21 protein-coding genes are annotated in these 23,276 nt (G+C 64.5%); 12 read left to right on the plus strand and 9 right to left on the minus strand.

Features of this window, described 5'->3' with window-relative positions; translation table 11 throughout:
* Positions 1-58: 58 nt before the first annotated feature.
* Entirely contained in the window at positions 59-3,289 is a 3,231-nt protein-coding gene (locus RS897_RS18130; RefSeq protein WP_315837884.1) for a bifunctional cytochrome P450/NADPH--P450 reductase, read from the plus strand.
* Here RS897_RS18130 and RS897_RS18135 read toward each other — a convergent pair.
* On the minus strand, positions 3,286-3,969 hold the full coding sequence (locus RS897_RS18135; protein WP_315837885.1) for a TetR/AcrR family transcriptional regulator: 684 nt from the start codon (positions 3,967-3,969) through the stop codon (positions 3,286-3,288). The two genes, RS897_RS18130 and RS897_RS18135, sit on opposite strands and share 4 nt — an antisense overlap.
* Before the next feature lie 93 nt (positions 3,970-4,062).
* On the opposite strand from RS897_RS18135, the gene RS897_RS18140 reads away from it, so the two are divergent.
* The 3 genes from RS897_RS18140 (at position 4,063) to RS897_RS18150 (ending at position 7,260) form a co-directional block, all read left to right on the plus strand.
* On the plus strand, positions 4,063-5,478 hold the full coding sequence (locus RS897_RS18140; protein ID WP_315837886.1) for an amidohydrolase family protein: 1,416 nt from the start codon (positions 4,063-4,065) through the stop codon (positions 5,476-5,478).
* A gap of 287 nt (positions 5,479-5,765) precedes the next feature.
* Positions 5,766-6,572 carry a sulfite exporter TauE/SafE family protein gene (locus RS897_RS18145; RefSeq protein ID WP_315837887.1) on the plus strand — a complete coding sequence of 269 codons (807 nt, stop codon included), beginning with the start codon at positions 5,766-5,768 and terminating at the stop codon, positions 6,570-6,572.
* Between the two features lie 130 nt (positions 6,573-6,702).
* Positions 6,703-7,260: a cysteine hydrolase family protein gene (locus RS897_RS18150; protein ID WP_315837888.1), complete on the plus strand. Its 558-nt coding sequence runs from the start codon at positions 6,703-6,705 to the stop codon at positions 7,258-7,260.
* 127 nt (positions 7,261-7,387) lie between these two features.
* Here the strand turns inward: RS897_RS18150 and RS897_RS18155 are convergent, their stop codons facing one another.
* Entirely contained in the window at positions 7,388-8,302 is a 915-nt protein-coding gene (locus tag RS897_RS18155) for an alpha/beta fold hydrolase (protein ID WP_315837889.1), read from the minus strand.
* 199 nt (positions 8,303-8,501) lie between these two features.
* On the opposite strand from RS897_RS18155, the gene RS897_RS18160 reads away from it, so the two are divergent.
* From RS897_RS18160 to RS897_RS18170, 3 genes are read left to right on the plus strand one after another with little or no spacing between them, the layout of a single operon-like run.
* A complete protein-coding gene (locus tag RS897_RS18160) occupies positions 8,502-8,891 on the plus strand; it encodes a hypothetical protein (RefSeq protein WP_315837890.1) in 390 nt (129 codons plus the stop codon).
* Positions 8,888-9,970 carry a PHA/PHB synthase family protein gene (locus RS897_RS18165; protein WP_315837891.1) on the plus strand — a complete coding sequence of 361 codons (1,083 nt, stop codon included), beginning with the start codon at positions 8,888-8,890 and terminating at the stop codon, positions 9,968-9,970. The genes RS897_RS18160 and RS897_RS18165 overlap by 4 nt, the downstream gene beginning before the upstream one ends.
* A complete protein-coding gene (locus tag RS897_RS18170) occupies positions 9,967-10,563 on the plus strand; it encodes a GNAT family N-acetyltransferase (protein ID WP_315837892.1) in 597 nt (198 codons plus the stop codon). The genes RS897_RS18165 and RS897_RS18170 overlap by 4 nt, the downstream gene beginning before the upstream one ends.
* A 67-nt stretch (positions 10,564-10,630) precedes the next feature.
* On the opposite strand, the gene RS897_RS18175 is transcribed toward RS897_RS18170, so the two are convergent.
* Complete coding sequence (locus RS897_RS18175) at positions 10,631-11,227, minus strand: TetR/AcrR family transcriptional regulator (protein WP_315837893.1); 597 nt, start codon at positions 11,225-11,227, stop codon at positions 10,631-10,633.
* A gap of 115 nt (positions 11,228-11,342) precedes the next feature.
* Between RS897_RS18175 and RS897_RS18180 the strand changes: the two genes are divergently transcribed.
* From RS897_RS18180 to RS897_RS18190, 3 genes are all read left to right on the plus strand, one after another.
* On the plus strand, positions 11,343-11,741 hold the full coding sequence (locus RS897_RS18180; protein ID WP_315837894.1) for a RidA family protein: 399 nt from the start codon (positions 11,343-11,345) through the stop codon (positions 11,739-11,741).
* Positions 11,742-11,888: 147 nt separating this feature from the next.
* A complete protein-coding gene (locus RS897_RS18185; RefSeq protein WP_315837895.1) occupies positions 11,889-12,371 on the plus strand; it encodes a phasin in 483 nt (160 codons plus the stop codon).
* 72 nt (positions 12,372-12,443) lie between these two features.
* Entirely contained in the window at positions 12,444-13,730 is a 1,287-nt protein-coding gene (locus tag RS897_RS18190) for a DUF445 domain-containing protein (protein ID WP_315837896.1), read from the plus strand.
* Positions 13,731-13,880: 150 nt separating this feature from the next.
* Here RS897_RS18190 and RS897_RS18195 read toward each other — a convergent pair whose 3' ends face one another.
* A complete protein-coding gene (locus RS897_RS18195; RefSeq protein WP_315837897.1) occupies positions 13,881-15,227 on the minus strand; it encodes an amidase in 1,347 nt (448 codons plus the stop codon).
* A 116-nt stretch (positions 15,228-15,343) separates the two neighbouring features.
* Positions 15,344-16,342 (minus strand): NAD-dependent epimerase/dehydratase family protein, encoded by a 999-nt coding sequence (locus tag RS897_RS18200; RefSeq protein WP_315837898.1) that lies wholly within the window; start codon positions 16,340-16,342, stop codon positions 15,344-15,346.
* A 101-nt stretch (positions 16,343-16,443) separates the two neighbouring features.
* Between RS897_RS18200 and RS897_RS18205 the strand changes: the two genes are divergently transcribed.
* The gene (locus RS897_RS18205) at positions 16,444-17,382 is read left to right on the plus strand and encodes a LysR family transcriptional regulator (protein WP_315837899.1); all 939 of its coding nucleotides are present in this window, start codon (positions 16,444-16,446) and stop codon (positions 17,380-17,382) included.
* 132 nt (positions 17,383-17,514) lie between these two features.
* On the plus strand, positions 17,515-18,939 hold the full coding sequence (locus tag RS897_RS18210; RefSeq protein WP_315837900.1) for an extracellular catalytic domain type 2 short-chain-length polyhydroxyalkanoate depolymerase: 1,425 nt from the start codon (positions 17,515-17,517) through the stop codon (positions 18,937-18,939).
* 185 nt (positions 18,940-19,124) lie between these two features.
* Here the strand turns inward: RS897_RS18210 and RS897_RS18215 are convergent, their stop codons facing one another.
* The 4 genes from RS897_RS18215 to RS897_RS18230 are packed head-to-tail and all read right to left on the minus strand — an operon-like array spanning position 19,125 to position 23,275.
* Positions 19,125-20,297 (minus strand): M20 aminoacylase family protein, encoded by a 1,173-nt coding sequence (locus tag RS897_RS18215; RefSeq protein ID WP_315837901.1) that lies wholly within the window; start codon positions 20,295-20,297, stop codon positions 19,125-19,127.
* 14 nt (positions 20,298-20,311) lie between these two features.
* A complete protein-coding gene (locus RS897_RS18220) occupies positions 20,312-21,322 on the minus strand; it encodes an ABC transporter ATP-binding protein (protein ID WP_315837902.1) in 1,011 nt (336 codons plus the stop codon).
* Positions 21,319-22,302, minus strand: a complete 984-nt coding sequence (locus RS897_RS18225) for an ABC transporter ATP-binding protein (RefSeq protein ID WP_315837903.1) — start codon at positions 22,300-22,302, stop codon at positions 21,319-21,321. Before RS897_RS18225 ends, RS897_RS18220 begins: the two co-directional genes overlap by 4 nt.
* A gap of 4 nt (positions 22,303-22,306) precedes the next feature.
* Positions 22,307-23,275: an ABC transporter permease gene (locus RS897_RS18230; RefSeq protein ID WP_315837904.1), complete on the minus strand. Its 969-nt coding sequence runs from the start codon at positions 23,273-23,275 to the stop codon at positions 22,307-22,309.
* Between the last annotated feature and the right edge of the window lies 1 nt (position 23,276).

The raw sequence follows: 23,276 nt of genomic DNA on the forward strand, positions 1-23,276 counted from the left end.
ACCGCCTATTGAATTGATTTATAGAATTGGCCCCTTGTCGGGCAGGAGAGAAGAGAGAATGGCGTCCCAGAACAAGCTCGGTCCGATCCCGCACCCGCCGAAAAAGCCGGTGGTCGGCAACATGCTGTCCGTCGATGCCTCCGCCCCGGTGCAGGATCTCGTCAGGATGTCAAAAGAGCTCGGGCCGATTTTCTGGCTCGACATGATGGGCACGCCGATGGTGATCGTGTCGGGCGCGGCGCTGGTCGATGAGCTCAGTGACGAGAAGCGTTTCGACAAGGCGGTGCGTGGCCCGCTGCGCCGTATCCGGGCGTTGGCCGGCGACGGCCTGTTCACGGCCGATACCAAGGAACCGAACTGGAGCAAGGCCCACAACATCCTGATGACGCCGTTCGGAAACCGGGCGATGCAGTCGTACCACCCGATGATGGTCGATATTGCAGAGCAACTGGCCAAGAAGTGGGAACGGCTGAACGCCGACGAGGAAATCGACGTCGTCCACGACATGACGGCCTTGACCCTGGATACCATCGGCCTGTGCGGCTTCGACTACCGCTTCAACTCGTTCTACCGCCGGGATTATCACCCCTACGTCGCGGCGCTGGTGCGTTCGCTGGAGACGGTGATGTCGATCCGCGGCATTCCGCTCGAAGGCCTGCTGCTGCGCGGCCGCAAGAACCAGATGGGCGAAGACATTGCCTTCATGAACAAGATGGTCGATGAGATCGTCGCCGAGCGCCGCAAGAATGCCGAGGCTGCTGCCGGCAAGAAGGACATGCTGGCCTCGATGGTCAGCGGCGTCGATCGCGCCACCGGCGAGCATCTCGACGACGTCAACATTCGCTACCAGATCAACACCTTCCTGATCGCCGGCCACGAGACCACCAGCGGCCTTTTGTCCTGCGCCATTTACGCGATGCTGAAGCATCCGGAGGTGCTGCGCAAAGCCTACGAAGAAGCCGACCGGGTGCTCGGACCCGACACCGATATCAGGCCGACTTATCAGCAGGTGACCCAACTCACCTACATCACCCAGATTCTGAAGGAAGCGCTGCGGTTGTGGCCGCCGGCACCGGCATTCGGGCTGATGCCGCTGCAGGACGAAACCATCGGCGGCCAATACAAGCTGCGCAAAGGCACCTTTGTCACGGTGCTGGCGCTGGCGCTGCACCGCGACCCCTCGGTGTGGGGCCCGAACCCTGATCTGTTCGACCCGGAGAATTTCAGCCGCGAGGCGGAAGCCAGGCGTCCGGTGAATGCCTGGAAGCCGTTCGGCAACGGCCAGCGGGCCTGCATCGGCCGCGGCTTCGCCATGCATGAAGCCGCGCTCTGTCTCGGCATGATCCTGCAGCGCTTCAAGCTGGTCGATCACACCGGCTACCAGATGTTGCTGAAGGAAACCCTGACCATCAAGCCCGACGGCTTCAAGATCAAGGTGCGGCCGCGCACCGATCAGGATCGTACCCATACCAACGTGACCCGCGCGGCCGGCCCGGCGTCGGCGCCGTCCCAGCCGGTCGCGAGCGTGCGGCCGCGGCCCGGCCACAACACGCCGCTGATGGTGCTGTACGGTTCCAATCTCGGCACCGCGGAAGACATCGCCCATCGTGTGGCCGATCTGGCCGAGGTCAACGGCTTCGCCACCACCCTGGCGCCGCTGGACGATTTTGTCGGCAAGCTGCCTGACGCAGGCGGCGTGATCATCATCTGCGCCTCCTACAATGGGGCTCCGCCCGACAACGCGACGCAGTTTGTGAAGTGGATCGGCGGCGACCTGCCGAAGGATGCGTTCGCCAAAGTGCGCTACGCCGTGTTCGGCTGCGGCAACAGCGATTGGCTTGCCACCTACCAGTCGATCCCGCGCCTGATCGACGAGCAATTGGCCGGGCATGGCGCGACCAGCGCCTGCGCGCGCGGCGAGGGCGATGCCCGCGACGATCTCGACGGCCAGTTCGAGACCTGGTTCAAGCAGCTGCGCGCGCTGGCGGTGAAGGAGTTCGGCGTCGACACCGGATTCCAGCGTGAGGCCAACGACGCGCCGCTGTACCAGGTCGAGCCGGTCGCCACTTCCATTCCCAACACCATTGCCGGCCTTGGCGGCGCTGCTCCCATCAAGATCGCCGTCAACGAGGAACTGCAGAGCGGCAGCGGTGGCCGCTCCACCCGGCATATCGAGGTGGAACTGCCCGAGACCATGACTTACCGGGTCGGCGACCATCTCAGCGTGGTGCCGCGCAACGATCCCGAACTGGTGGATCGTGTCGCGCGTCGCTTCGGCTTCCTGTCCACCGACCAGATCCGGCTCGGCGTGGCCGAAGGCCGCCGGGCGCAATTGCCTGTGGGACAGCCGGTGTCGGTCGGCCGGCTGCTCGCCGAATTCGTCGAGCTGCAGCAGGTGGCCACCCGCAAGCAGATCCAGATCATGTCCGAGCACACCCGTTGCCCGATGACCAAGCCGAAGCTGGAGGCCATGGCAGGCGACGATGCGGCGTCCAACGAGCTCTACCGCGCCGAGGTGCTGGCCAAACGCAAGTCGGTGTTCAACCTGCTCGAGGACTATCCGGCCTGCGAACTGCCGTTCAACACCTACCTCGAAATGCTGTCGCTGCTGTCGCCGCGTTATTATTCGATCTCGTCCTCGCCGCAGGCGGCCGGCGCTTCACGCTGCAGCATCACCACCGCGGTGGTCGAGGCGCCGGCGATTTCGGGGCGCGGCACCTACAAAGGCATCTGCTCGAATTATCTCGCCGGCCGCCGGGTCGGCGAAACCGTCCACGCCACGGTGAAGGAAACCAAGGCGGGCTTCCGGCTGCCGGACGACTCCGCCGTGCCTGTCATCATGATCGGGCCGGGCACGGGTCTGGCGCCGTTCCGCGGCTTCCTGCAGGAGCGCGCGGCGCGCAAGGGCCAGGGCCAAACGCTCGGGCCGGCGATGCTGTTTTTTGGCTGCCGTCATCCCGATCAGGATTTCCTCTACGCCAAGGAGCTCAAGCAATTCGCCGCCGACGGCGTTTGCGAACTGCATGTCGGCTTCTCCCGCGGCGATGGTCCCAAGACCTATGTGCAGCACCTGATCGCGGCGCAGAAGGACCGGGTCTGGAGCCTGATCGAGCAGGGCGCGATCATCTATGTCTGCGGCGACGGCGGCAAGATGGAGCCGGACGTCAAGGCGGCGCTGGTGGCGATCTATCGCGAGCGCAAGGGCACGAGCGACGACCAGGCGCTGCGCTGGATCGATGACATGGGCACGCACAATCGTTATGTGCTGGATGTGTGGGCGGGGAGCTAAACCGCCGCCAGCTTGGCGTCGAGATAAGCCGACAGCACCACGATCAACTCGTCGAGCAGCTTGCGCCGCTCGCCGGGCCTGCTGCGATCGAGGTTCGCGATCATCGCGCCGGTGATCGCCGACCACGCCGCCAGCATGCGGCTGCGTTCCGCTGAGGGCAGTCGCGGAAATGCCTCGCCGACCACGCGATCGAGATGGTGGGTGAGGGTGTGGCGCAGATCCCGCGCCAGGCCGTCGAAGCGGTCGTTGGACTGGCTGCGCGAGAACACGCACACGAACGCCGAGGCCTCGGCCTGGATGCCGGCAATGCCGTCCACAAGCGCTGTGATGAATTCAGTGCGATCCCGCTTCAGGCTGGCCGCATCGAGTTGCCCGCTCACCAGTGCGCGAAGGCGCTCCTGGAACTGCTCGACCAGTGCGGCGACGATATCATCCTTGCCGTCGAAAAACTGATAGATCGAGCCGACCGGAACGTCCGCGCGCTCCGCGATCAGGTTGGTCGTAAGACCATCATAACCGACCTCGCCCAGCAGCGCGCCGGTCGCCTTGAGAATGGCGTCGACCCGCGCGCGGCTGCGCGCCTGGGTCGGCAGCTTGCGCAGCCCGCGCGGCTTGTCGGGTGCGGATTTCGGCAGCCCGGCTTTCGAAGGCTCTGGGTTTGCGGGTCTCGGTTGGCGCATGCCGCTCCATCGTTCGGCCGATTGACAACATGAATATATGCTCATATTCATATTTGCAAGCTCCAGCTGTAGCGTTTTTTGCGGGGTTTTGTGATGGGTTTTCTTTCCACCCTCGGGCTTCGTCCGCCTGGTCCTCCGCGGCCTGCCGCAGGAGGGCGCTTTCGCATCGATGGCGTGACGGTCATCAATCCGATGCACGGCCGCCACATCAACGCGAGCCTGCAAATCGCTGATGGAGTGATCGCCGATATCTCGGATGTGCGATCCGAACAATCTGCCGACTTCGCCGGCTGTTTCGCCTTGCCCGGCCTGGTCGACATGCATGTCCACCTGCCGCCCGACAATGCCTTGAAACTGACCCGGCATGCGGCGCTGTCCTATCTCGCCCACGGCATCACCAGTGTGCGCGAGGCCGGCGACCTCGACGGCACGTCGGTCGACGCCGCGCGACGGCTCGCCCGCGAAGGCGTTTATCCGGTGCCGCGCGTGATCTCCTGCGGACCCTTTGTCGGCGCCGGCAAGCCGACCTTCCGCAACACCATTTTGCTGCCCGACGACAGCGACGCTGCGGCGGATGCAGCTGCGATCAGCGTCAAGGCAACCGGCGCGGGCTTCATGAAATTCTACGATGGTTTGACCAGGCGGATGATCGACGCGCTGGCGCGCGCCTGCGCGCGTCATGGCTTGAAAACCATGGGCCATGTGCCGGCCGCGTTATCTTACGAAGATGCGGGGATCGCCGAGGTGCAGCATTTCTTTGGTGTGCCGAAGCCGCAAACCCTGGAGCGCGAAACGCTGCTCAATCGCTCCTGCGATTGGCATGCGGTGGACGAGCAGCGGATGGATGCGATTGTCACGGCAACGCTCAAGCAAGGCATCGCCAACACTCCGACCATCGTCACCAATTACTGCATGCTCAGCTATCGGGATTTTGCGGCGTCCGCCCGCGAGGCGCGGGCGCAGCACGTTCCCCCCTTTTATCTGGATGTGATCTGGCATCCCGAGCGCGGCCGGTTCAACAACCGCCTGTCGCGCGATTATCTGGAGCGGCAGGTCGTCCCGGCCATCGCGAAGAAGCAGCAGCTCGCCAAAAAACTGTTCGACGCCGGTGCGCAGCTTTATCTCGGCACCGACGTGGCGCAGCCCTTCATCCTTCCCGGCGTCAGCCTGCACCAGGAAATGACGCTGTTTGCGGAGGCCGGAATCGGCATCGAGGCGGTCTGGAAACTGGCGACGCGCGATGCCGGCGAGCGTCTCGGTGTGCCGGGTCTCGGCCGCATCGCGGCCGGCGCGCCCGCCGATATCCTGCTGTTCCGGCGTGATCCGACGCAATCTCTCGATAACCTCGCCAGCCTCGAGGCGGTGATCTCAGCGGGACGGCTCTATCGTCTCGCGGATCTCAAACGCGCGCTGGATACAAGCCAGGCCTACTTCCAGTCGCCGCTGATCAGGCCGCTCGCCCGTCGTGGCGCGGAGAGGGCGCTGGCGAGTGCCCTGCGCGGCAGGTGAGTTGGGGCTGTAGCCCGGATGAGCAAGCGCCCTGCGCGGCCGGTGAGGCGGGGCCGCAAGGGCCGTAGCCCGGATGAGCGCGCAGCGCGATATCCGGGGACGATCGCTGCTCTGATCCCGCATATCGCGTTGCTCATGCGGGCTACAGGTCCATTGCCGCGCGCCCGCTGCGGCCGTGCATGCATTCCCGGCAGTACCTTCGGAGCAAGATCCAAGGTAAGGGTGAGCCTTGAGCCGCCGCTGGTCCAGCGATGTCTTCCTGCCTCATTCGGAAACACTTAAGCAGCATGCAGCCCGATATCTGGTTCTATGTGGTCGGCTCCATCGCCGTTTTCATTCTCGGGCTGTCGAAAGGCGGATTTGCGGGCGTCGGCATGATCAGCACGCCGCTGCTGGCGGTGGTGACCGGTCCCGTCATCGCGGCCGGGTTCATTTTTCCCCTCCTGATCATCCAGGATGTGGTGGCCGTCGCCATCTATCGCCGCACCTACAGCGGGCGGATCCTGGCGACCATGATTCCGGGCGCCGCGCTCGGCATCGCCCTTGCCTACATCTTTGCGTCAAGCGTGCCGGGATGGGCCGTCGAGCTGGTGCTGGGGGCCGTCTCGGTGGTGTTCTCGGTGCAGCAGATGGTGCGCCAGCTCGGCGCGTCGTCCGCCCCGCAACCCGTGCAGGGACCGGCGACACCGGGGCAGGTCTCCTGGCTCGGCGTTCTCAGTGGCGTGGGCTCCGGCTTCACCAGCATGATTGCCCATGCGGGGTCGCCGCCGTTCCAGTTCTACGTCATGCCCAAGCGGCTGGATCGCGACATGTATGTCGGCACCAGCGTGTTGTTCTTCGCGGCGACCAATTTGATGAAGGCCCCGGCGTTTTTCGCGCTGGGCCAGCTCTCCGTCAGCCAGCTCAAGACAACGCTGATTTTCGTTCCGCTGGCCATGGCCTCCAGCTGGCTGGGCGTCCGCCTGGTCCGCTCGATCGACGTGCGCAAATTCAACGTGGTCATCACCTTCATATTGCTGGGCGTGAGCGTACTGCTGATCGCCCAGGGCGTGTCGGGCTTTATGCATGTGCAGGGGATGGCGCACGGCAAATGAGTGGGGCGGCGCTGTAGCCCGGAATGAGCGCGAAGCGCGATATCCGGGGACGGTCGTAACCGTAGTCCCGCATGTCGCGTTGCTCATGCGGGCTACCAGCTGCTACGTTACGATGTCGGGAGGCTTTGCCATGCCGAAGCGTTGTCTGGTCATCATCGATGTGCTTAATGATTTTCTCGACCGGTGGGACGCCACCAAGGCCGATCGCCTGGTGCAGAACATCAATCGCCTGGTCGCGGCCTTCAGGCAGGCCGGGCTTCCCATCATCTGGGTGCGGCAGGAGTTTCGCTCGGACCTCAGCGACGCTTTGCTTGAGATGCGCGATAAAGGCATCGCCATCACCATTGAGGGCACGCGAGGCGCGCAACTGCATGCCGGGCTCGATTGGCAGCCGACAGACACGATCATCGTCAAGAAGCGTTACAGCGCGTTTTTTGGCACGGAGCTGGACACCATTCTGGCTGATATGGGCGCCGGTGAACTGACCCTGTGCGGCCTCAACACCCACGCCTGCGTTCGAATGGCCGCGATCGATGCCTATCAGCGGGATTTGCGTGTCGTCATTGCCAGGGAATGTGTCGGCTCGAACAACGAAGAGCACGCGCGCGTGTCGCTGGACTACATGGACGGCAAGATCGCCAGAGTTGCGACTGTCGCTGATATCATCGAGTCGTTGGGGGCAAGTTGACGCGCGATTATTCCCCTCATGGTGAGGAGCGCAGCAAGCTGCGCGTCTCGAACCATGAGGCCGTAGCACTCACCACACGTGGCCTCATCCTTCGAGACGCCGCTGCGCGGCTCCTCAGGATGAGGAGTCAAGCTTTCTCCGCCGCCTTCGCATGCGCCGCGATCGCGCCGATGATCTCCGGCCAGGTCGGAATCGGAATCGCGTGCCCCATATTGGGGATCATCAGCAGTTTCGCGCCGGGCACGGTGGCGGCGACGTCCTTGCCGCATTCCGGCGGCACCAGTGGATCGATGCTGCCATGGATCACCAGCGTCGGGATTTTCAGCGCGCCGAGCCGCGGCTTGCGGCTGCCCGACGCAATGATGGCATGCAGCTGCCGCGCCACGCCGGCCGGGCTGAGGCCGCGCTCATAGGTGCGTTCCGCGCGCTGGCGGTCCTTGGCTTCGTCAGCGGGAAAATTCGGGCCGCGCAGCACCTTCCAGTTGCGCTGGAAATTCGCGACGTATTCGTCGCGGGTCTTGGGCGGCGGCCCCATCAGCACCGCCATCGCTTCCGGTGTCGGCGGCGGCAGGCTCGGATCGCCCGAGGTCGCCATGATCGAGGTCAGCGAGCGCACGCGCTGCGGCGCATTGAGCGCGAGCTCCTGGGCGATGGCGCCGCCCATCGAGGCGCCGACGATGTGCGCCGATGCGATGCCGAGCGCATCCATCAGGCCGATCACATCCTCAGCCATGTCGCGCAGCAGATAAGGCGGCGGGACCGGCTTGCCGGTGAGCTGGCCCTGAATCACGGCCTGGATGCCGACCGGCTCGAAGCCGGAGATCTTGCTGGACTGGCCGATGTCGCGATTGTCGAACCGGATCACGCGAAAGCCCGCGTCCGCCAGCTGCTCGCAGAACTCGTCGTCCCAGTGCGTCATCTGGGCGGCCAGTCCCATGATCAGCACCAGCGGTTCGGCGTTGTCGGCGCCGAATGTCTCGCAGCAGAACTCGAGACCGTTGGCCTTGACGAATTGTGGCCCTTGTCCGGCTGTCGCTGTCATGGATGTTTCCCCGATTGCGTTGCAAAACTGTTTGCCCCAGCATTAACCAATGTCACCTCCGTACACCAGACGCCATCGCGGCCCGGTCCGGCGGCAACACGCGGCTTGACCCTGAGGCCCGTGATGCGAGAGACTGTCACAAACAACAAGGGGCGAGGCATGCTGAGCCATCGGTCCCGTCCCCCTGGAGGATCGCTCGATGGCCAATCAGAGCAACGACCCGGCCGACGTTTGGCGAACGATGCTCGCCGAGATGGAGAAGGGCTACAACGCGTTCGCCAACCAGGCGATGGGCTCGCAGGAGTTCAGCCGGGTGATGAATCAGGCCGGCAATGCATCGTTTGGCGCGCAGAAAGCGCTGGGCGATCTGATGGAGAAATATCTCACCGGCATGAATTTGCCGAGCCGCGCGCAGCTCACCAACATGGGCGAACGGCTGCAGGCGATCGAAAACCAGCTCAACGAAATCAAGGCGCTGTTGTATCGCACCCATGGTGACGGCAATGGCGCGTCCGCCGGGCTGGCGTCGCAGCCGAAGCCCCCGCGCACCAAACGCCCGCCGTCGGCGGCGGGCGGAGGCCAGCCATGAACGTGACAGCCCAGCAACCGTTTGCGGACATTCCCGGCCGCATCCAGTCGGAAGTGCAGCGCGCGATCCAGCGCAGCATCAAGGGCGTCGAATATCTGAGCTCGGCGGCGCCGGTGCTGGGATCGACGCCGAAGGATGTGCTGGCGTCGCGCGGCACCATGAACCTCTATCACTATCGCCCGCAGTCGGATGAAATCTACCGGGTGCCGATCCTGATCGTGATGGCCACCACCAATCGCGGTTACATCCTCGATTTGGTGCCGGGCCAGAGCTTCATCGAATTCCTGCTCAAGCGCGGCTTCGATGTCTACATGCTGGACTGGAACGCGCCGCGGCCGGATGAAAAGGGCCTGCGCATGGAGGACTATGTCCTCGATTTCATCCCTGAGTGCGTGCGGCGGGTGCAGGAGGATTCCGGCGAGACCGACGTCAACATCATCGGCTATTGTTTCGGCGGTGTGCTGTCGCTGCTCTATGCGTCGATCTTTTCCGAGGGGCCGCTGAAGAGCCTGGTGTGCTTCACCACGCCGATCGATTTCCGCGAAATGAAGCTGTTCCAGAATTTCTCGGACAAGCGATACTTCAATGTCGATCAGCTGGTCGACGGCGTCGGCAATGTGCCGCCGGAATTGATCTTCTCATCGTTCGAGATGCTGCGGCCGGCGTCGCGCGTCGTCAGCCAGGTGCAGTTGTGGGAAAACATCTGGAACGACGAGTACGTCAAGTCCTACCGCATGTTCGATCGCTGGGCGACCGACACGCTGCCGCTGGCCGGGGAATATTTCCGCCAGACCGTGCGCGATCTGATGTGGGGCAACAAGCTGTTCGACCGGACGATGACGGTCGGCGGCCGCCTCGCCGATATTTCCAGGATCAAGGTGCCGATCCTGCATGCGGTCGCCGAACACGATCACATCGTGCCGTATGACGCCGCGAAACATCTGATCCCCAATGTCGGCTCCGCCGACAAGGAGGAGGTCATCCTCAAGGGTGGTCATGTCAGTCTTGTCGCCGGTGCCAACGCCATCAAGCGGCTGTGGCCCAAACTGGATTCCTGGTTGAGCGAGCGATCCGTATGAACAGCACCGAGATGCGATCCTATCCGCGCCATATCAAGACCGACGGCGGCGACGTCGAGTTTCGGCTGATGGGGCACGCCGACGAAGCGGCGGTGCTTGCGTTCGCCAGGGGCTTGCCGGTCCATGACCTGCTGTTCCTGCCACGCAACATCAGCCAGCCCAAGGTGCTGTCCGCCTGGGTCAAGGAGATCGAGCGGGGATCGATCGTCAGCGTGCTGGCGGTGAAGGACGGCGCGGTGGTCGGCTGCGGCACCATCGTGCGCGATCCGCTGTCATGGTCGCCCCATGTTGGCGAAATCCGCATGGTGATTTCGACCGACGTCCGCGGCCTCGGTGTCGGGCGGGCGCTGTCCAACGAAACCTTCGCGCTGGCGCTCTCGATCGGTGTGCAGAAGCTGGTGGTGCAGATGACTGTCGACCAGACCGGCGCCATCGCCATCTTCGAGGGGCTTGGCTTCCGTGCCGAGGCGCTGCTGCGCGACCATGTGAAGGACCTCGCCGGGAATACCCACGACATCGTGGTGCTCGGGCATAATGTGGCGCAGGTCCGGGCGCAGCTCGAGGCCTATGGGCTGCCGGAAGCGGTGCAATAGCTGGGGGCGTTGCATTAATCGAGGGCGGGGGTTCGAGTCGGGCTCCCGCTACCAAATCCTCAGTCGCTCATTTCTCCGTCTGCAGCAGACCGACCGCGAGATGCCGGAATGCCTCGACGGCCTTGGCCAGAACGGCGTGAGGATCGTCGGCTGCGGCAATCCAGAGTGAGGCGTTGAGTGCGGCTCCGTTGAGCAGCCGGGCAGCGGCTTCCGCATCCATTGGTTTGACCGTTCCCTCATCGATGAGGGCCTGGATGGTTTGCGTGGTGGTGCGAAGGCACGCGGTCTGGTTGGGCCATTGCGATGGATCGCCGAGCACGGCCGGTCCGTCCAGCAGCATGATGCGCTGGATCTCCGGCTCCAAGGCCATCTCGATATAGGCGATGCTCTCGTCGAGAAGCCCGAGCCATGGGGTCTGCGCCCGATCGCGTGCGGCGCGCAGCCGTATCAGCATCTCCGCGTCGATCTGGTCGATCACGGCCTGCAGCAGGCCCTTCTTGTCGCCGAAGTTGTGATAGAGCGCGCCCCGCGTCAGTCCGGCGTCTGCGGTCAGGTCGTCCATCGACGCTGCCGCATAACCGTTGGCCGCGAAAGCCTTCCGCGCAGCCCGGATCAGCTTGGCCCGGGTTTCCTCCATCATCTGTGCACGTCGTGTCGCGACCACGGCCGTCTCCTGGAAAACATACGTCGCGTATGTGTATTGACATACGGTGCGTATGTGATTTTATCTCACATACGAGGCGTATATCAAATCGCCTCGTTTGAACAGGAGTGACACGATGGCCAAACGCGACGCGATTTTCCCTGCCGGCCGGCAGGCGCTTTATGAGATCAACCGTTATTCGGCGGCGATCCGGTCGGGCAACCTGCTGTTCGTCTCGGGTCAGGTCGGCAGCCGCGACAACGGCTCGGCTGAGCCGGTGTTCGAAAAGCAGGTCCAGCTGGCCTTCGACAATCTCGCAGCCGTGCTGACAGCCGCAGGCTGCACGTTCGACGATGTCGTTGACGTCACCACATTCCACACCGATCCGGCCCAGCAGTGGGAAGCGATCAAGACCGTCCGCCGGAAGGTCATCGGGGATCCGCCCTATCCGAACTGGACCGCGGTGGGTGTGAACTGGCTGGCGGGCTTCGATTTCGAGATCAAGGTGATTGCGCGCATTCCCCAGTCCAGTTGATTGCCGGGAGAGGGGGCATCACGGGTTCGTGATATTGCAGTGCAATATTATGTTGCGTCGCACCATGGGGTGTGTCATAACACTTTCACCCCGGGCCAAACGGACGGGGTGAGCCATAGCTCAAACCCCGAGGATGGAGAAAACGTCATGACCACCGAAACCAATTCCGTGCTGAACACCTTCAAGGATGCCTTTGCTCCCGTTACCGACGCGCTGAAGAACTTCCAGAACATGGAAGTGCCTGAGGCTGCTCGTGATTTCGTGAAGCGTGGCGCCAACACCGCCAAGGAGCGCGCTGCCGCGATCCACACCGGTGCTGAGAAGGTGACCGGCGCGATCGAGACCGCCGTTGCCGGTTCGGTCAGCGAGACCGCCAAGATCAGCCGCAGCATCCAGCAGGCGATGTATGACGACGCCGAGGCGTTCTTCGCCGGCATCGAGAAGCTGGCGTCCGCCAAGTCGCTGAACGAAGCCGTTTCGATCCAGTCCGACCTGATCCGCGCCCGTGGCGAAGTCGCCGTGGCCCGTGCCAAGTCGGCCTCCGAGTACGTCACCAAGCTGTTCACCGACGGTGCCAAGTCGGCCCAGGACAACCTCTCGAAGGTCGTCGCCTTCAACAAGGTTGCGTAAGCATCCTCAAGATACGATCTCTGATCTGTGAAGGCCCGCTCACGCGGGCCTTCGTTTTGACAGGGCTATCTCATGACGGCCAGTGAGATCCGTTCGCTCGAGATCGACGCAAGCGACGCCTTGCGCGCGGCCGAGCTGCGGCGCGTCAAGGCGCTGGCCACCGCGGTTCTCGCCGGATGCCTGGGGCTGCTGGTGGTCGCCAAGGCGCTGGGTGATCGCCACCCGGTGTTCGGCTTCATCGCCGCCTTCGCGGAAGCTGCCACCATCGGTGGGCTCGCCGACTGGTATGCGGTGGTGGCGCTGTTCCGCCGGCCGCTCGGTTTGCCGATTCCCCACACCGCCATCATCCAGCAGAACCAGCACCGCATCGCCGACAAGCTCGGCGAATTCATCGAAGTGCATTTCCTCAGTTCCGGTGCGGTCGACGCCAAGCTCAAACAAGTCGATTTCGCCACCTTCGTGGCCGATTGGCTCAACGACCGCAAGCGCAGCTCTGATCTCGCGCGATTCGTCCTGCAGCTGTTGCCCGAGGCGCTGTCGGCGGTGGAAAGCTCCGGGCTGAAGACGTTCTTCACCCGCCGCATCGTCAGCCAGATCGAGGGCCTCAATCTGGCGCCGCTCGCCGCCGGCACCTTGCGCGCTTTCATGAAGGACGGCCGGCACCAGGCATTGCTCAACGATCTGCTGGTCGCCGTTCACGGCGCGCTGAACAATCCGCAGACGCTCGCGACGATCCGCGACAAGATCCGTGATGAGTTGCCGACGCTGCTGAGATTCTATCGCGCCGACAAATACGTGCTGAACAAGATTGTGGCGTCGGCAACCTCGCTGTTCGACGACATCCGCAGCGATCCGCAGCATCCGTTTCGCAGCGAATTCGACCAGATGGTCCGCTCGTTCGTGGATAAGCTGGACGGCGAATCCGCCTATGCGGATCGCATCGAGCAGCTCAAGCGTGACGTGCTGGCGCGGCCGGAACTCGGCGACCTGGCGCAGCATCTGTGGTCCAGCGTCATTGCCATGATCAGCGACAACTCCGGCAGCGGCGCCGTGTTGCAGCAGCATCTCTCCAGCATGTTCATGGAAGCGGGCCGCCAGCTCGCCGCCGATCCCGAAATGCGCGCCGAGATCAACCAGGGCCTGGTCGCGGTTCTGCGCAGCTTCATCGCCGACCAGAAGAGCGGCGTCTCCAGTTTCATCGCCGATCAGGTCAAGTCCTGGGACATGGCGCAACTGATCGGCCTGATCGAACTCAACATCGGCCGCGATTTGCAATACATCCGCTTCAACGGCACGCTGATCGGCGGCCTCGCGGGTTTGGCGCTGCATACGGCGGAAGTGCTGATCCGGATGCTGTGAAGCGCGATAAGGTTTATCGCGACATGATAAGCCCCTTTTGTCGTTGCCGGGCTTGTCCCGGCAACCTCGCTTAGGGACGCACTGCTCACCTAAGCGGGATCACCGGGACAAGCCCGGTGATGACAGGAGGAAGCAAACCTGCGCAGCCTACTACACCGCCACCCCCGGACGGCCGATGTCAGTCGCCAGCGCCTGCTCCACCCACTTCGCAATCCGCAGCGTCTTGAAATCCTCGCGATAGGCGCCGACCACCTGCACACCCAGTGGCAGGCGATTTTTGCCGAGGCCCGCGGGCAGTGACACGGCGGGCGCGCCCAGCAGTGTCCACGGCGCGCAATAGTCCGCGTCGCCGGTGTAGCTCAGCCCATGCGGCGCTTCGCCGAATGCCGGCAAGGTCAGCACCGCATCGTATCCAGCCATCTGCACCGCGAAGTCTGCTCGCAGGATCTCCTGCTGCTTCTTCGCCAGCAGATACTCGTAGGCGCTGCGCGTCCGCCCGGCTGTGACGAACTCCTTCAGGCGGTCGCTGGTACGATCGGGGTAGCGTTCCACCAGTTCGGCATAGATGGCGGTCGCCTCGCAGAGCATGATGGTGTTGATCGTGTCCCAGGCGGAACGGTCGAGTGTGCTGAAATCAGCATCATGCACGATCGCGCCGGCCTCGCGCAGCGTTGCAACAGCTGCATCGAACACCTGCTGCTGCTCGGGCTCCGCGCGCGACCATTTTTCAAAACGGACAATGGTCAGGCGAGGCGCTTTCAGCGGATCGAGCCCGCTATCCGCCGCGACCTGAAACGCCGGCACCGGCTGGCCATGCCGGTCGGCGTCGCTCGTGCCGCCGAGCAGCGACAGCGCGAACGCCACGTCGTCGACGCGCCTTGCGAAAAAACCGACATGATCGAGTGACGGGCTCAGGGGGTGCACGCCGACGCGGGGAATGGCGCCGAAGCTGGGCTTGAAGCCGACCACGCCGTTGAAAGCCGCGGGCCGGATCACCGATCCCAGGGTCTGCGAACCCAGCGCCAGCGGCACGATGCGCGCGGCCACCGCCGCCGCGGATCCCGATGACGAGCCGCCCGGCGTATGTTCGGGATTCCAGGGGTTCACCGTGGGTCCCGGATGACGCCAGGCAAACTCGGTGGTGACGGTCTTGCCGAAAATGGTGGCGCCGAGGTTGCGCAGCCGCTCCACGATCCAGGCGTCGGCTGCGGGCACGTGATCCCGGTAGATCGCCGAGCCGTTGGTAGTCGGCATGTCGGATGTCGCGATGATGTCTTTCACCGCGACCGGGACACCCGACAGCGGGCCGGGCCGGCGCGGAGCCAATTGTGCGGGCAGGTATTCAAAAGCCTTCAGCGTGGGCTCGATGGTCCTGGCGCGGCCAGCCAAATCATTCGCATAACGATCCGCGGCCGCATCATCGTGCGCGAACGCGCGTAGCAGATCGAGAACGCCCGCGCCGGAGGACAGCGCGGGTCGGGAATTGGCATCGGTCATGGGATTTGCTCGACACGGAGGCGGGAGCCGCGAGATTACTCCGCGTGCTCCTGCTGTCCAGAGCAACTTTCCGCGTGTGGTTTGTGATCGGCGCGGCCGATCACGGACAACGCGGATTAGATGACCGAGTATCGCATCTGCTTGCTACGGTCGCTCTCTGCGTCCAGGCAGCCGAGCCCCTCGAGGCTGTCGCGCACCGCGATCTCGAGCGGGGTTACCGGCAGCGCATCGCCGAGAAATGCCTGCAGCTTGCGGCCATCGAGCGCAATCGACTCGCGCCAGAGATAACGCATCTCGGCCAATTCGCGGAACAGGTGCACGAACGGCTGCAACGCCAGCACCAGCGGCCATGGAAACGGCCAGACCTTCAGGCCAGGTTTGCCGGTGGCCTTGATAATCGCCTGCGCCATCTCACCCTGCGCCAGCTGATAACCGGCGATATGAAACACATCGAAGGTGGCCAACTCGCTCTCGCGGTCGAGCAAGCGTGCGATGGTCTCGCCGAGATCAGGCAGATAGGCCCAGGCATGGCTGGTGCCGCGCCGCGCCAGCTCAAAAATCCGTTTCACCGGGGCGCCGCGCTGGATCATGGCCGAGGAGAAATTGCTGTTGGCGGTGGAACGCGGGCCGAAGAAATCGCCGGCGCGCACGATCAGCACGGTGGCGCCGGCGCTTGCGGCCGCCTTGAGCCGCTTCTCCATCTCGACGCGGATGGCGCCCTTGCGGGTGCGCGGATGCTGCGGCGAGTCCTCGCGCAGCGACGGAAAGGCGTCGGGGCCGAAATTATAGATGGTGCCCGGCAGCACGATGCGGGCGCCGACCGCCTTTGCGGCGGCAATGGTGTGGTCGATCATCGGCAGCACCAGTTTGTCCCAGTCGCGATATCCCGGCGGGTTGGCGGCGTGGACGATCAGCTGCACGCCCTGTGCGGCACGCAGCACGTCGGCAGCCGACATAGCGTCGCCCGAAATCCAGTCGATCTGCGGATGGGCCGGCTGCGGGCGGCGGGTCAGGCCGCGTACGGTCCAGCCGTGGCGGGCCAAGGCCGCGGCGGTCTCGCCGCCGATGCCGCCGGTGGCGCCGATGATCAGGGCAATGCGGGTGGGCTTGGTCATGTCTGTCCTCGTCGTTTGAATTGCGAACCCGGGAGCAACCATGCCTTCCGTTTTGATATGCGTGAATTGCCTAATCGTGTAGCTTTGATATACATAAATGTATGGAGCCGAACTGGAGCCACTACCGGTCTTTTCTCGCCGTGATGCGCGAAGGCAGTCTGTCGGGGGCGGCGCGGGTGCTCGGCATGACCCAGCCGACGCTCGGACGGCAGATTGCCGAACTCGAACAGGATCTGGGCACCGCGCTGTTCATCCGCTCACAACGAGGGCTGCTGCCGACCGATGCGGCGAAAGACATCGCGCCCCATGCCGAAGCCATGGCCGCGGCCTCCGGCGCCATGGTGCGTTCGGCCTCCGGCGGCACCGGCGACGTCGCCGGTGTCATCCGCCTCACGGCCAGCGAGATCGTTGGTGCCGAAGTGCTGCCGTCGCTGCTGGCGTCGTTCCGTCGCGCGCATCCGGCGGTGGCCATCGAGCTCTCGCTGTCAAATCGTGTGGAGGATCTGCTGAAGGGCGCGGCCGACATCGCCGTGCGCATGGTGCGCCCGGGGCAGCAGGCGCTGGTGGCGCGCCAGCTCGGCAGCGTTGGTCTCGGACTCTACGCACACAAACGCTACTTGGGCTCAAAGGCGCCGCCGGCCACGCTGGACACGCTGCTCAACGACCATGCCCTGATCGGCTTCGATCAGGAAACGCCGTTCCTGCGCGCGCTGCAATCACGCTTGCCGATCACCCGGGCGCGCCTTGCGCTGCGCACCGACAGCGATCTCGCGCAACTCGCCGCGATCCGTGCCGGTTTCGGCATCGGCTTCATCCAGCACGGCATTGCCCGCCGCGATCCGGAGTTGATTGCCGTGCTGCCGGAGGACATCAGCTTCACGCTCGAGGTGTGGCTTGCCTTGCACGAGGATCTGCGCGCCAGCCGGCGACTGCGGCTGATGATGGATCACCTCACCGCGGGACTTGCGGAGTATGTCGCGGGATCGCAGGCGGGTGGGACTGCGCGCAGGCGCGCCGGAGCGAAACCGGGCAAACCGTGAACGCGGCGAATTTCGCTGTCAAACTTGTCCTGTACAGTCGGATTGCGCTTGTCCGGCATGAATCGTGCCTCGTTGGCCGTGCCCGCCGCGGCGTTGGATGGACATTTTCAGTATTCAGGTACGGAGCGTCTCATGAGCCTGTCCGGATTGCGTGCAAGCACGATCGCTTTGGTCTCCGCGACGATGGTTGCGGTTTCGCCGCTCGCGGCCGAGCCCGTGGGACTGCGTGGCTATAATGCCGCGATCGGCGACAGCTCGATCTCCGGCATTTCGTCCGGGGCGTTCATGGCGGTTCAGTTCGGCACGGCCTGGTCCTCGGTGATCAAGGGTGTCGGCGTCGTCGCGGGCGGACCGTTCTGGTGCGCCAAGGCGGACGCAGATGATTTCATGAACGGCTACACCCTGCCGATCATGCACGCGACCGGGTCATGCATGGTGGGACCGCCGCGGGATATGGACGATTATCTCGCCAAGGCCGATGCCAAGGCCGCCTCCGGCGATATCGATCCGCTGCAGAACCTGGCCAGGCAAAAGATCTATCTTTTTCACGGCACCAACGACGCCGTCGTGGCCCGATCGGTCACCGATGCGGCGGCGGATTTCTACCGCCACTATCTGGGCGATGCCGGTCGCGGCAATCTGTATTACCAGACCGCGATCGGAGCCGGACATTCGCTGGTCGTGCTGCAGCAGCCGGCCGGCAATCGCCTGAACGACTGCAAGGATAACGCGCCTCCCTATATCGACCAGTGCGGCTATGATCAGGCCGGCGTCATCCTGCAACACATCTACGGTGCGCTGAATCCGCCCAACCGCGGACAACTCGGCGGCGCGATGCAACGCTTCGATCAGTCGCTCTACACCAAAGGCCGCGAAGCCGGCGCGCTGAGCCTGGGTGAAAACGGCTACGTTTTCGTGCCCAAGGCGTGCGAGGACGGCGGAGCATGCCGCGTCCATATCGCGCTGCATGGCTGCAAACAGGACGCCGGCGAGATCGGCCGGCGGTTCATCGACGACACCGGTTACAATGCCTGGGCCGACACCAACCATCTCATCGTGCTGTATCCCCAGACCAAAGCCAGCTCCTACCTGCCGTTCAATCCGCAGGCCTGCTGGGACTGGTGGAGTTATGTGGATCACGCCGACAGCTACGTCACCAAATCCGGCGCGCAGATCGCAGCCATCAAGGCAATGCTGGACACGCTGACAGCCGGCGCAGCGGCACCGGCAACCCCAGCGCCGGGCGATGGCACCCCGCGTGGACTCACGATCGTCGACACCTCGGACACCAGTGCGGCTCTCGCCTGGACGGCGCAAGGCGGAGCTATGACCTACCGTGTCCAGCGCGCCGGACCGGATGGCGCGTTTGTGACCGTGGGCGACGTGAAGGGGCCCAGTTTCGGCGACTCCGGCCTGGCGCCGCAGTCGACCTATCGCTGGCGTGTCGCGGCCGTTGTCGGCGGGGTCGAAGGACCGCCGTCAGGCGAGGTCGCCGCCATCACCCGCGCAACACCCGCGCCATGCGACAACCCTGGCAGTTGCCCGATCGGCAAATGACGCATCTGGAGCGGGATGAGTTTGGATTGAAGCGCCACAAGCGTTTGCGTCACCTCGCCCCGCTTGCGGGGAGAGGTCGGATTGCGAAGCAATCCGGGTGAGGGGGACTCACCGCGAGTCCGAGCCTGCGAAAAGCGCCCCTCACCCCGACCCTCTCCCCGCAAGCGGGGCGAGGGAGAAGTGGCTCACGCCGCCAGCGTGCTTTCTACCAGCTTGATCCAGTATGACGTGCCGAACACGATGGCCTCGTCGTTGAAGTTGTAGGCGGGGTGGTGCAGCGGCGCGCTGTCGCCGTTGCCGACATTGATGAAGGCGCCGGGGCGGGCCCGCAGCATGAAGGCGAAGTCCTCGCCGCCCATCACCGGCGGCACGCCGACCAGCACATTCTGCTCGCCGACAATCTCCGCCGCCACCCGCGCCGCGATGTCGACCTGGGCGTCGTGATTGACCAGCACGGGCGTTTCGCGCTGATAGTTCAAATCGATCCGCGCGCCGGTCATTCTGGCGACGCCGGCGACCACCTCATGCATGCGCTTTTCCACCAGATCGCGGATCTCGGCCTTCAGGGTGCGCACCGTGCCGGTCAATCTCGCCTTTTGCGGAATCACATTGTGGGCGTTGCCGGCGTGGAATTCGCAGATCGAGATCACGGCGGATTCCAGTGGGTCGATGCTGCGCGACACGATCGACTGCAGCTGTCCGACCAGTTGCGTGCCCACCAGCAAGGTGTCGATCGCATTGTGCGGCCGCGCCGCATGGCCGCCCTTGCCCTCGATCTCGATGTTGATGCGGTCGGTCGAGGCCATCGACGGGCCACTGCGGATCGAGAATTGTCCCAGCGGCAATCCCGGCCGGTTATGCATGCCGTAGACCTGGTCGATGCCGAAACGATCGATCAGGCCGTCTTTGATCATCTTCTCGGCGCCGTTGCCGCCTTCTTCCGCCGGCTGGAAGATCACGATGGCAGTGCCGGCGAAATTGCGGGTCTCGGCGAGATAACGCGCCGCGCCCAGCAGCATCGCGGTGTGGCCGTCATGGCCGCAGGCGTGCATCTTTCCGAACGTTTTCGACTGGTAGGGCAGGCCGGTGTCTTCCTCGATCGGCAGCGCGTCCATGTCGGCGCGCAGGCCGATCACCCGCATCTCGCCTTTGGCCGGCGCGCGGCCGTGGATGACGCCGACCACGCCGGTGTCGCCGAGGCCAGTGACGACTTCATCGCAGCCGAACGCGCGCAGCTTGTCCGCGACCACCGACGCGGTGCGATGCACATCGTACAGCAGCTCTGGATGGGCATGGATGTCCTGCCGCCAGGCGGCGATGTCGGCATGCAGGTCGGAGACGCGATTGACGATGGGCATGGTCGTGTCCTTGGTTATTGCGCGGGGACGGCGAGATCCGGGGTCCGTCCTTCTTCCACGGCGTGGCAGGCAACGCCACCGATCAGTTCCGGCATTTCGGTTCGGCAGCGCGCGAAAACGTAGGGGCAGCGCGGATTGAAGGCGCAGCCCGGCGGCGGATCGATCGGGTTGGGTATCTCGCCCTTGACCGGAATGCGGGGACGGCCGGACAGCGCCAGATCCGGCACCGCGCCGAGCAGCATGCGCGTATACGGCATCTGCGGCGATGCGAACAACTCACGCGCCGGAGCGATCTCCACCACGCGCCCCAGATACATCACGCCGATCCGGCTCGCCATGTGGCGCACCACAGCGAGATTGTGACTGATGAACAGGTAGGTGAGGCCGAACTTGTCCTGCAGGTCGCGCATCAGATTGAGAATCTGCGCCTGCACCGAGACGTCCAGCGCCGAGGTCGGCTCGTCGCAGACGACGAACTCGGCTTCCGACGCCAGCGCCCGGGCAATCGCGATGCGCTGGCGCTGGCCGCCGGAAAACTCATGCGGAAATTTTTGCGCGTCGTCGGGATGCAGGCCCACCAGCGCCAGCAGCTCGCCAACCCGCGCCGCGATATCGCGCTCGCCCTCGATCAGCGCGAAGGCGCGGATCGGCTCGGACACGATGGCGCCGACCCGCAGCCGCAGGTTGAGGCTGGCGTAGGGGTCCTGAAAGATCATCTGGATGCGGCGGCGCAGTTTGCGGCGCGCCTCGGCCTGGCGCGGATCGCTCATCGAGATGCCGTCGATCACCACGTCGCCGGATGTCGGCGGCAACAGGCCCACCACCATGCGCGCGATGGTGCTCTTACCGGAGCCGGATTCGCCGACCAGGGCGAAGGTCTCGCCCTTGGCGATGTCGAACGACACGCCGCTCACCGCTTTGAGGAATTCGCGATTGCTCCCTTCGAGCACGCGGTTGAGCCAGGGCTTCGACACGTCGAACTCCCGGCGCAGGTTCCGCAGCGTGGCGAACACGGGCGCGCTCATGCGACGGGCTCCCCGGCGGTCTCATACAGGTGGCAGGCGACGCTGTGGCCCTTGTACGGACGCGGCTCGGGTCGCTCGCTGCGGCAGCGATCGAACACCATCGGGCAGCGCGGATTGAAGGCGCAGCCGCGCGGAATTGCCGACAGGCGCGGCATGCTGCCGGGAATTTGCGTCAGGCGCTCGGCGTGGCTGTCGAGCGTCGGGATCGCGCCCATCAGGCCGCGGGCATAAGGATGCAGCGGATTGCGCACCACGTCGCGCACCGGGCCGATCTCGGCGACGCGTCCCGAATACATCACGGCCACCCGGTCGGCGATCTCCGCGATCACACCCATGTCGTGGGTGACCAGCATGATGGCGGTGCCATGCTCGCTGGCGAGCTTCTTGAGCAGGCTGATGATCTGCGCCTGCACCGAGACGTCGAGCGCGGTGGTCGGCTCGTCGGCGATGATCAGCTCGGGCTCCGCACACAGCGCCAGCGCGATCACCACCCGCTGGCGCATGCCGCCGGAGAACTCGTGCGGATAACCGTCGATGCGTTTGTCCGGTGCGGGAATGCCGACCTCGGCCAAAAGGTCGATGGCGCGTTTGCGCGCGGCTGATGCCGACAAATTGGTGTGGGTCTGGATGGTTTCGATCAGCTGGTCGCCGATCCGGTACAGCGGATCGAGGCTGGTTAGCGGATCCTGGAAGATCATGCCGATCCGACGTCCGCGCAGCTTGCGCATCGCATCCGCATCGAGATTGTCGATCCGGTTGCCGGCGAGGCGAATCTCGCCGCCGCTGATGCGGCCGGGCGGATCGATCAGGCCGATCACGGCAAGGCCGGTAACCGACTTGCCTGCGCCGGATTCGCCGACCACGCCAAGGATTTCGCCCCGCGCGATGTCGAACGAGAGGTCGTCGATGGCATGCAGGGTGCCGCGCCGGGTGACGAAGTCGACTTTCAGGTTGCGTACCGAGAGAACTGGATCTGTCATGCGGTCATCGAAGTTTTGGGTTCAGCGCATCGCGCAGCCAGTCTCCGACCAGATTGATCGAAAGGACAAGCGCGGCCAGCGTCAGCCCGGGAAAAGTGACGATCCACCATTCGCCGGAGAACAGATAGTTGTTGCCGATCCGGATCAGCGTGCCCAGCGACGGCATGGTGTCCGGCATGCCGGAGCCCAGGAACGACAGCGTCGCTTCGGTGATGACGGCCAGCGCCAGGTTGATGGTGGCGATCACCAGTGTCGGCCCGGTGGTGTTGGGCAGCACATGGCGCAGCATGATGGTCCGCGCCGGCAGTCCGATCAGGCGGGCGGCGGCGACATAGTCCTTGTTCTTTTCCACCATCACGCAGCCGCGCACGGTGCGGGCATACTGCACCCAGAAACTGAGCCCGATGGCGATCACCAGCACGGTCAGGGTCTGGCCTGCGTCGAGATGGTTGCCGAGCAGCGATTTGGCGACGCCGTCGATCAGCAGCGCGATCAGGATCGCCGGGAAGGTGAGCTGCACGTCGGCGATGCGCATGATCAGGCTGTCCACCGCGCCGCCGACATAACCGGCGATCAATCCCAGTCCGATGCCGAGCACGCCGGCGAACAGCACGCCGAGCACGCCCACCGTCAGCGAGATGCGCAGGCCGTAAAGGATCGCCGAGAGCACGTCGCGGCCCTGCTCGTCGGTGCCGAGCAGGAACGGAGCCTGGCCCTCGCTGCCCCACAGCGGCGGGATCCGCGAGTTCAGCAGTTCCAGCTGCGCCGGATCGAACGGGTTCTGCACCGCCAGCAGCGGCGCGAAGATCGCGACTGCGAACAGCAGCACCGTCACCATCGCCGCCACCATGGTCAGCTTGGAGCGGCGGAAGGAGTGAAACAGGTCGCTGTCGGCGATCCGCCCGAGCATGCCCACGGGGCGCACGGGCGAGGGGGCGGCAATGTCTTTTCCGGTGAGCAGGGAGTCGGTCATT

Origin of the sequence: Bradyrhizobium prioriisuperbiae, from assembly GCF_032397745.1 — a bacterium.
Classification (GTDB): domain Bacteria; phylum Pseudomonadota; class Alphaproteobacteria; order Rhizobiales; family Xanthobacteraceae; genus Bradyrhizobium_A; species Bradyrhizobium_A prioriisuperbiae.

Coding starts and splice junctions, on each gene's coding strand:
- RS897_RS18215 (WP_315837901.1), bottom strand. CDS start 20,297: ATGCCCATCGTCAATCGCGTCTCCGACCTGCATGCCGACATCGCCGCC.
- RS897_RS18200 (WP_315837898.1), bottom strand. CDS start 16,342: ATGACCAAGCCCACCCGCATTGCCCTGATCATCGGCGCCACCGGCGGC.
- RS897_RS18165 (WP_315837891.1), top strand. CDS start 8,888: ATGAACGTGACAGCCCAGCAACCGTTTGCGGACATTCCCGGCCGCATC.
- RS897_RS18155 (WP_315837889.1), bottom strand. CDS start 8,302: ATGACAGCGACAGCCGGACAAGGGCCACAATTCGTCAAGGCCAACGGT.
- RS897_RS18130 (WP_315837884.1), top strand. CDS start 59: ATGGCGTCCCAGAACAAGCTCGGTCCGATCCCGCACCCGCCGAAAAAG.
- RS897_RS18160 (WP_315837890.1), top strand. CDS start 8,502: ATGGCCAATCAGAGCAACGACCCGGCCGACGTTTGGCGAACGATGCTC.
- RS897_RS18185 (WP_315837895.1), top strand. CDS start 11,889: ATGACCACCGAAACCAATTCCGTGCTGAACACCTTCAAGGATGCCTTT.
- RS897_RS18205 (WP_315837899.1), top strand. CDS start 16,444: ATGGAGCCGAACTGGAGCCACTACCGGTCTTTTCTCGCCGTGATGCGC.
- RS897_RS18145 (WP_315837887.1), top strand. CDS start 5,766: ATGCAGCCCGATATCTGGTTCTATGTGGTCGGCTCCATCGCCGTTTTC.
- RS897_RS18190 (WP_315837896.1), top strand. CDS start 12,444: ATGACGGCCAGTGAGATCCGTTCGCTCGAGATCGACGCAAGCGACGCC.
- RS897_RS18180 (WP_315837894.1), top strand. CDS start 11,343: ATGGCCAAACGCGACGCGATTTTCCCTGCCGGCCGGCAGGCGCTTTAT.
- RS897_RS18230 (WP_315837904.1), bottom strand. CDS start 23,275: ATGACCGACTCCCTGCTCACCGGAAAAGACATTGCCGCCCCCTCGCCC.
- RS897_RS18135 (WP_315837885.1), bottom strand. CDS start 3,969: ATGCGCCAACCGAGACCCGCAAACCCAGAGCCTTCGAAAGCCGGGCTG.
- RS897_RS18220 (WP_315837902.1), bottom strand. CDS start 21,322: ATGAGCGCGCCCGTGTTCGCCACGCTGCGGAACCTGCGCCGGGAGTTC.
- RS897_RS18225 (WP_315837903.1), bottom strand. CDS start 22,302: ATGACAGATCCAGTTCTCTCGGTACGCAACCTGAAAGTCGACTTCGTC.
- RS897_RS18140 (WP_315837886.1), top strand. CDS start 4,063: ATGGGTTTTCTTTCCACCCTCGGGCTTCGTCCGCCTGGTCCTCCGCGG.
- RS897_RS18210 (WP_315837900.1), top strand. CDS start 17,515: ATGAGCCTGTCCGGATTGCGTGCAAGCACGATCGCTTTGGTCTCCGCG.
- RS897_RS18195 (WP_315837897.1), bottom strand. CDS start 15,227: ATGACCGATGCCAATTCCCGACCCGCGCTGTCCTCCGGCGCGGGCGTT.
- RS897_RS18150 (WP_315837888.1), top strand. CDS start 6,703: ATGCCGAAGCGTTGTCTGGTCATCATCGATGTGCTTAATGATTTTCTC.
- RS897_RS18170 (WP_315837892.1), top strand. CDS start 9,967: ATGAACAGCACCGAGATGCGATCCTATCCGCGCCATATCAAGACCGAC.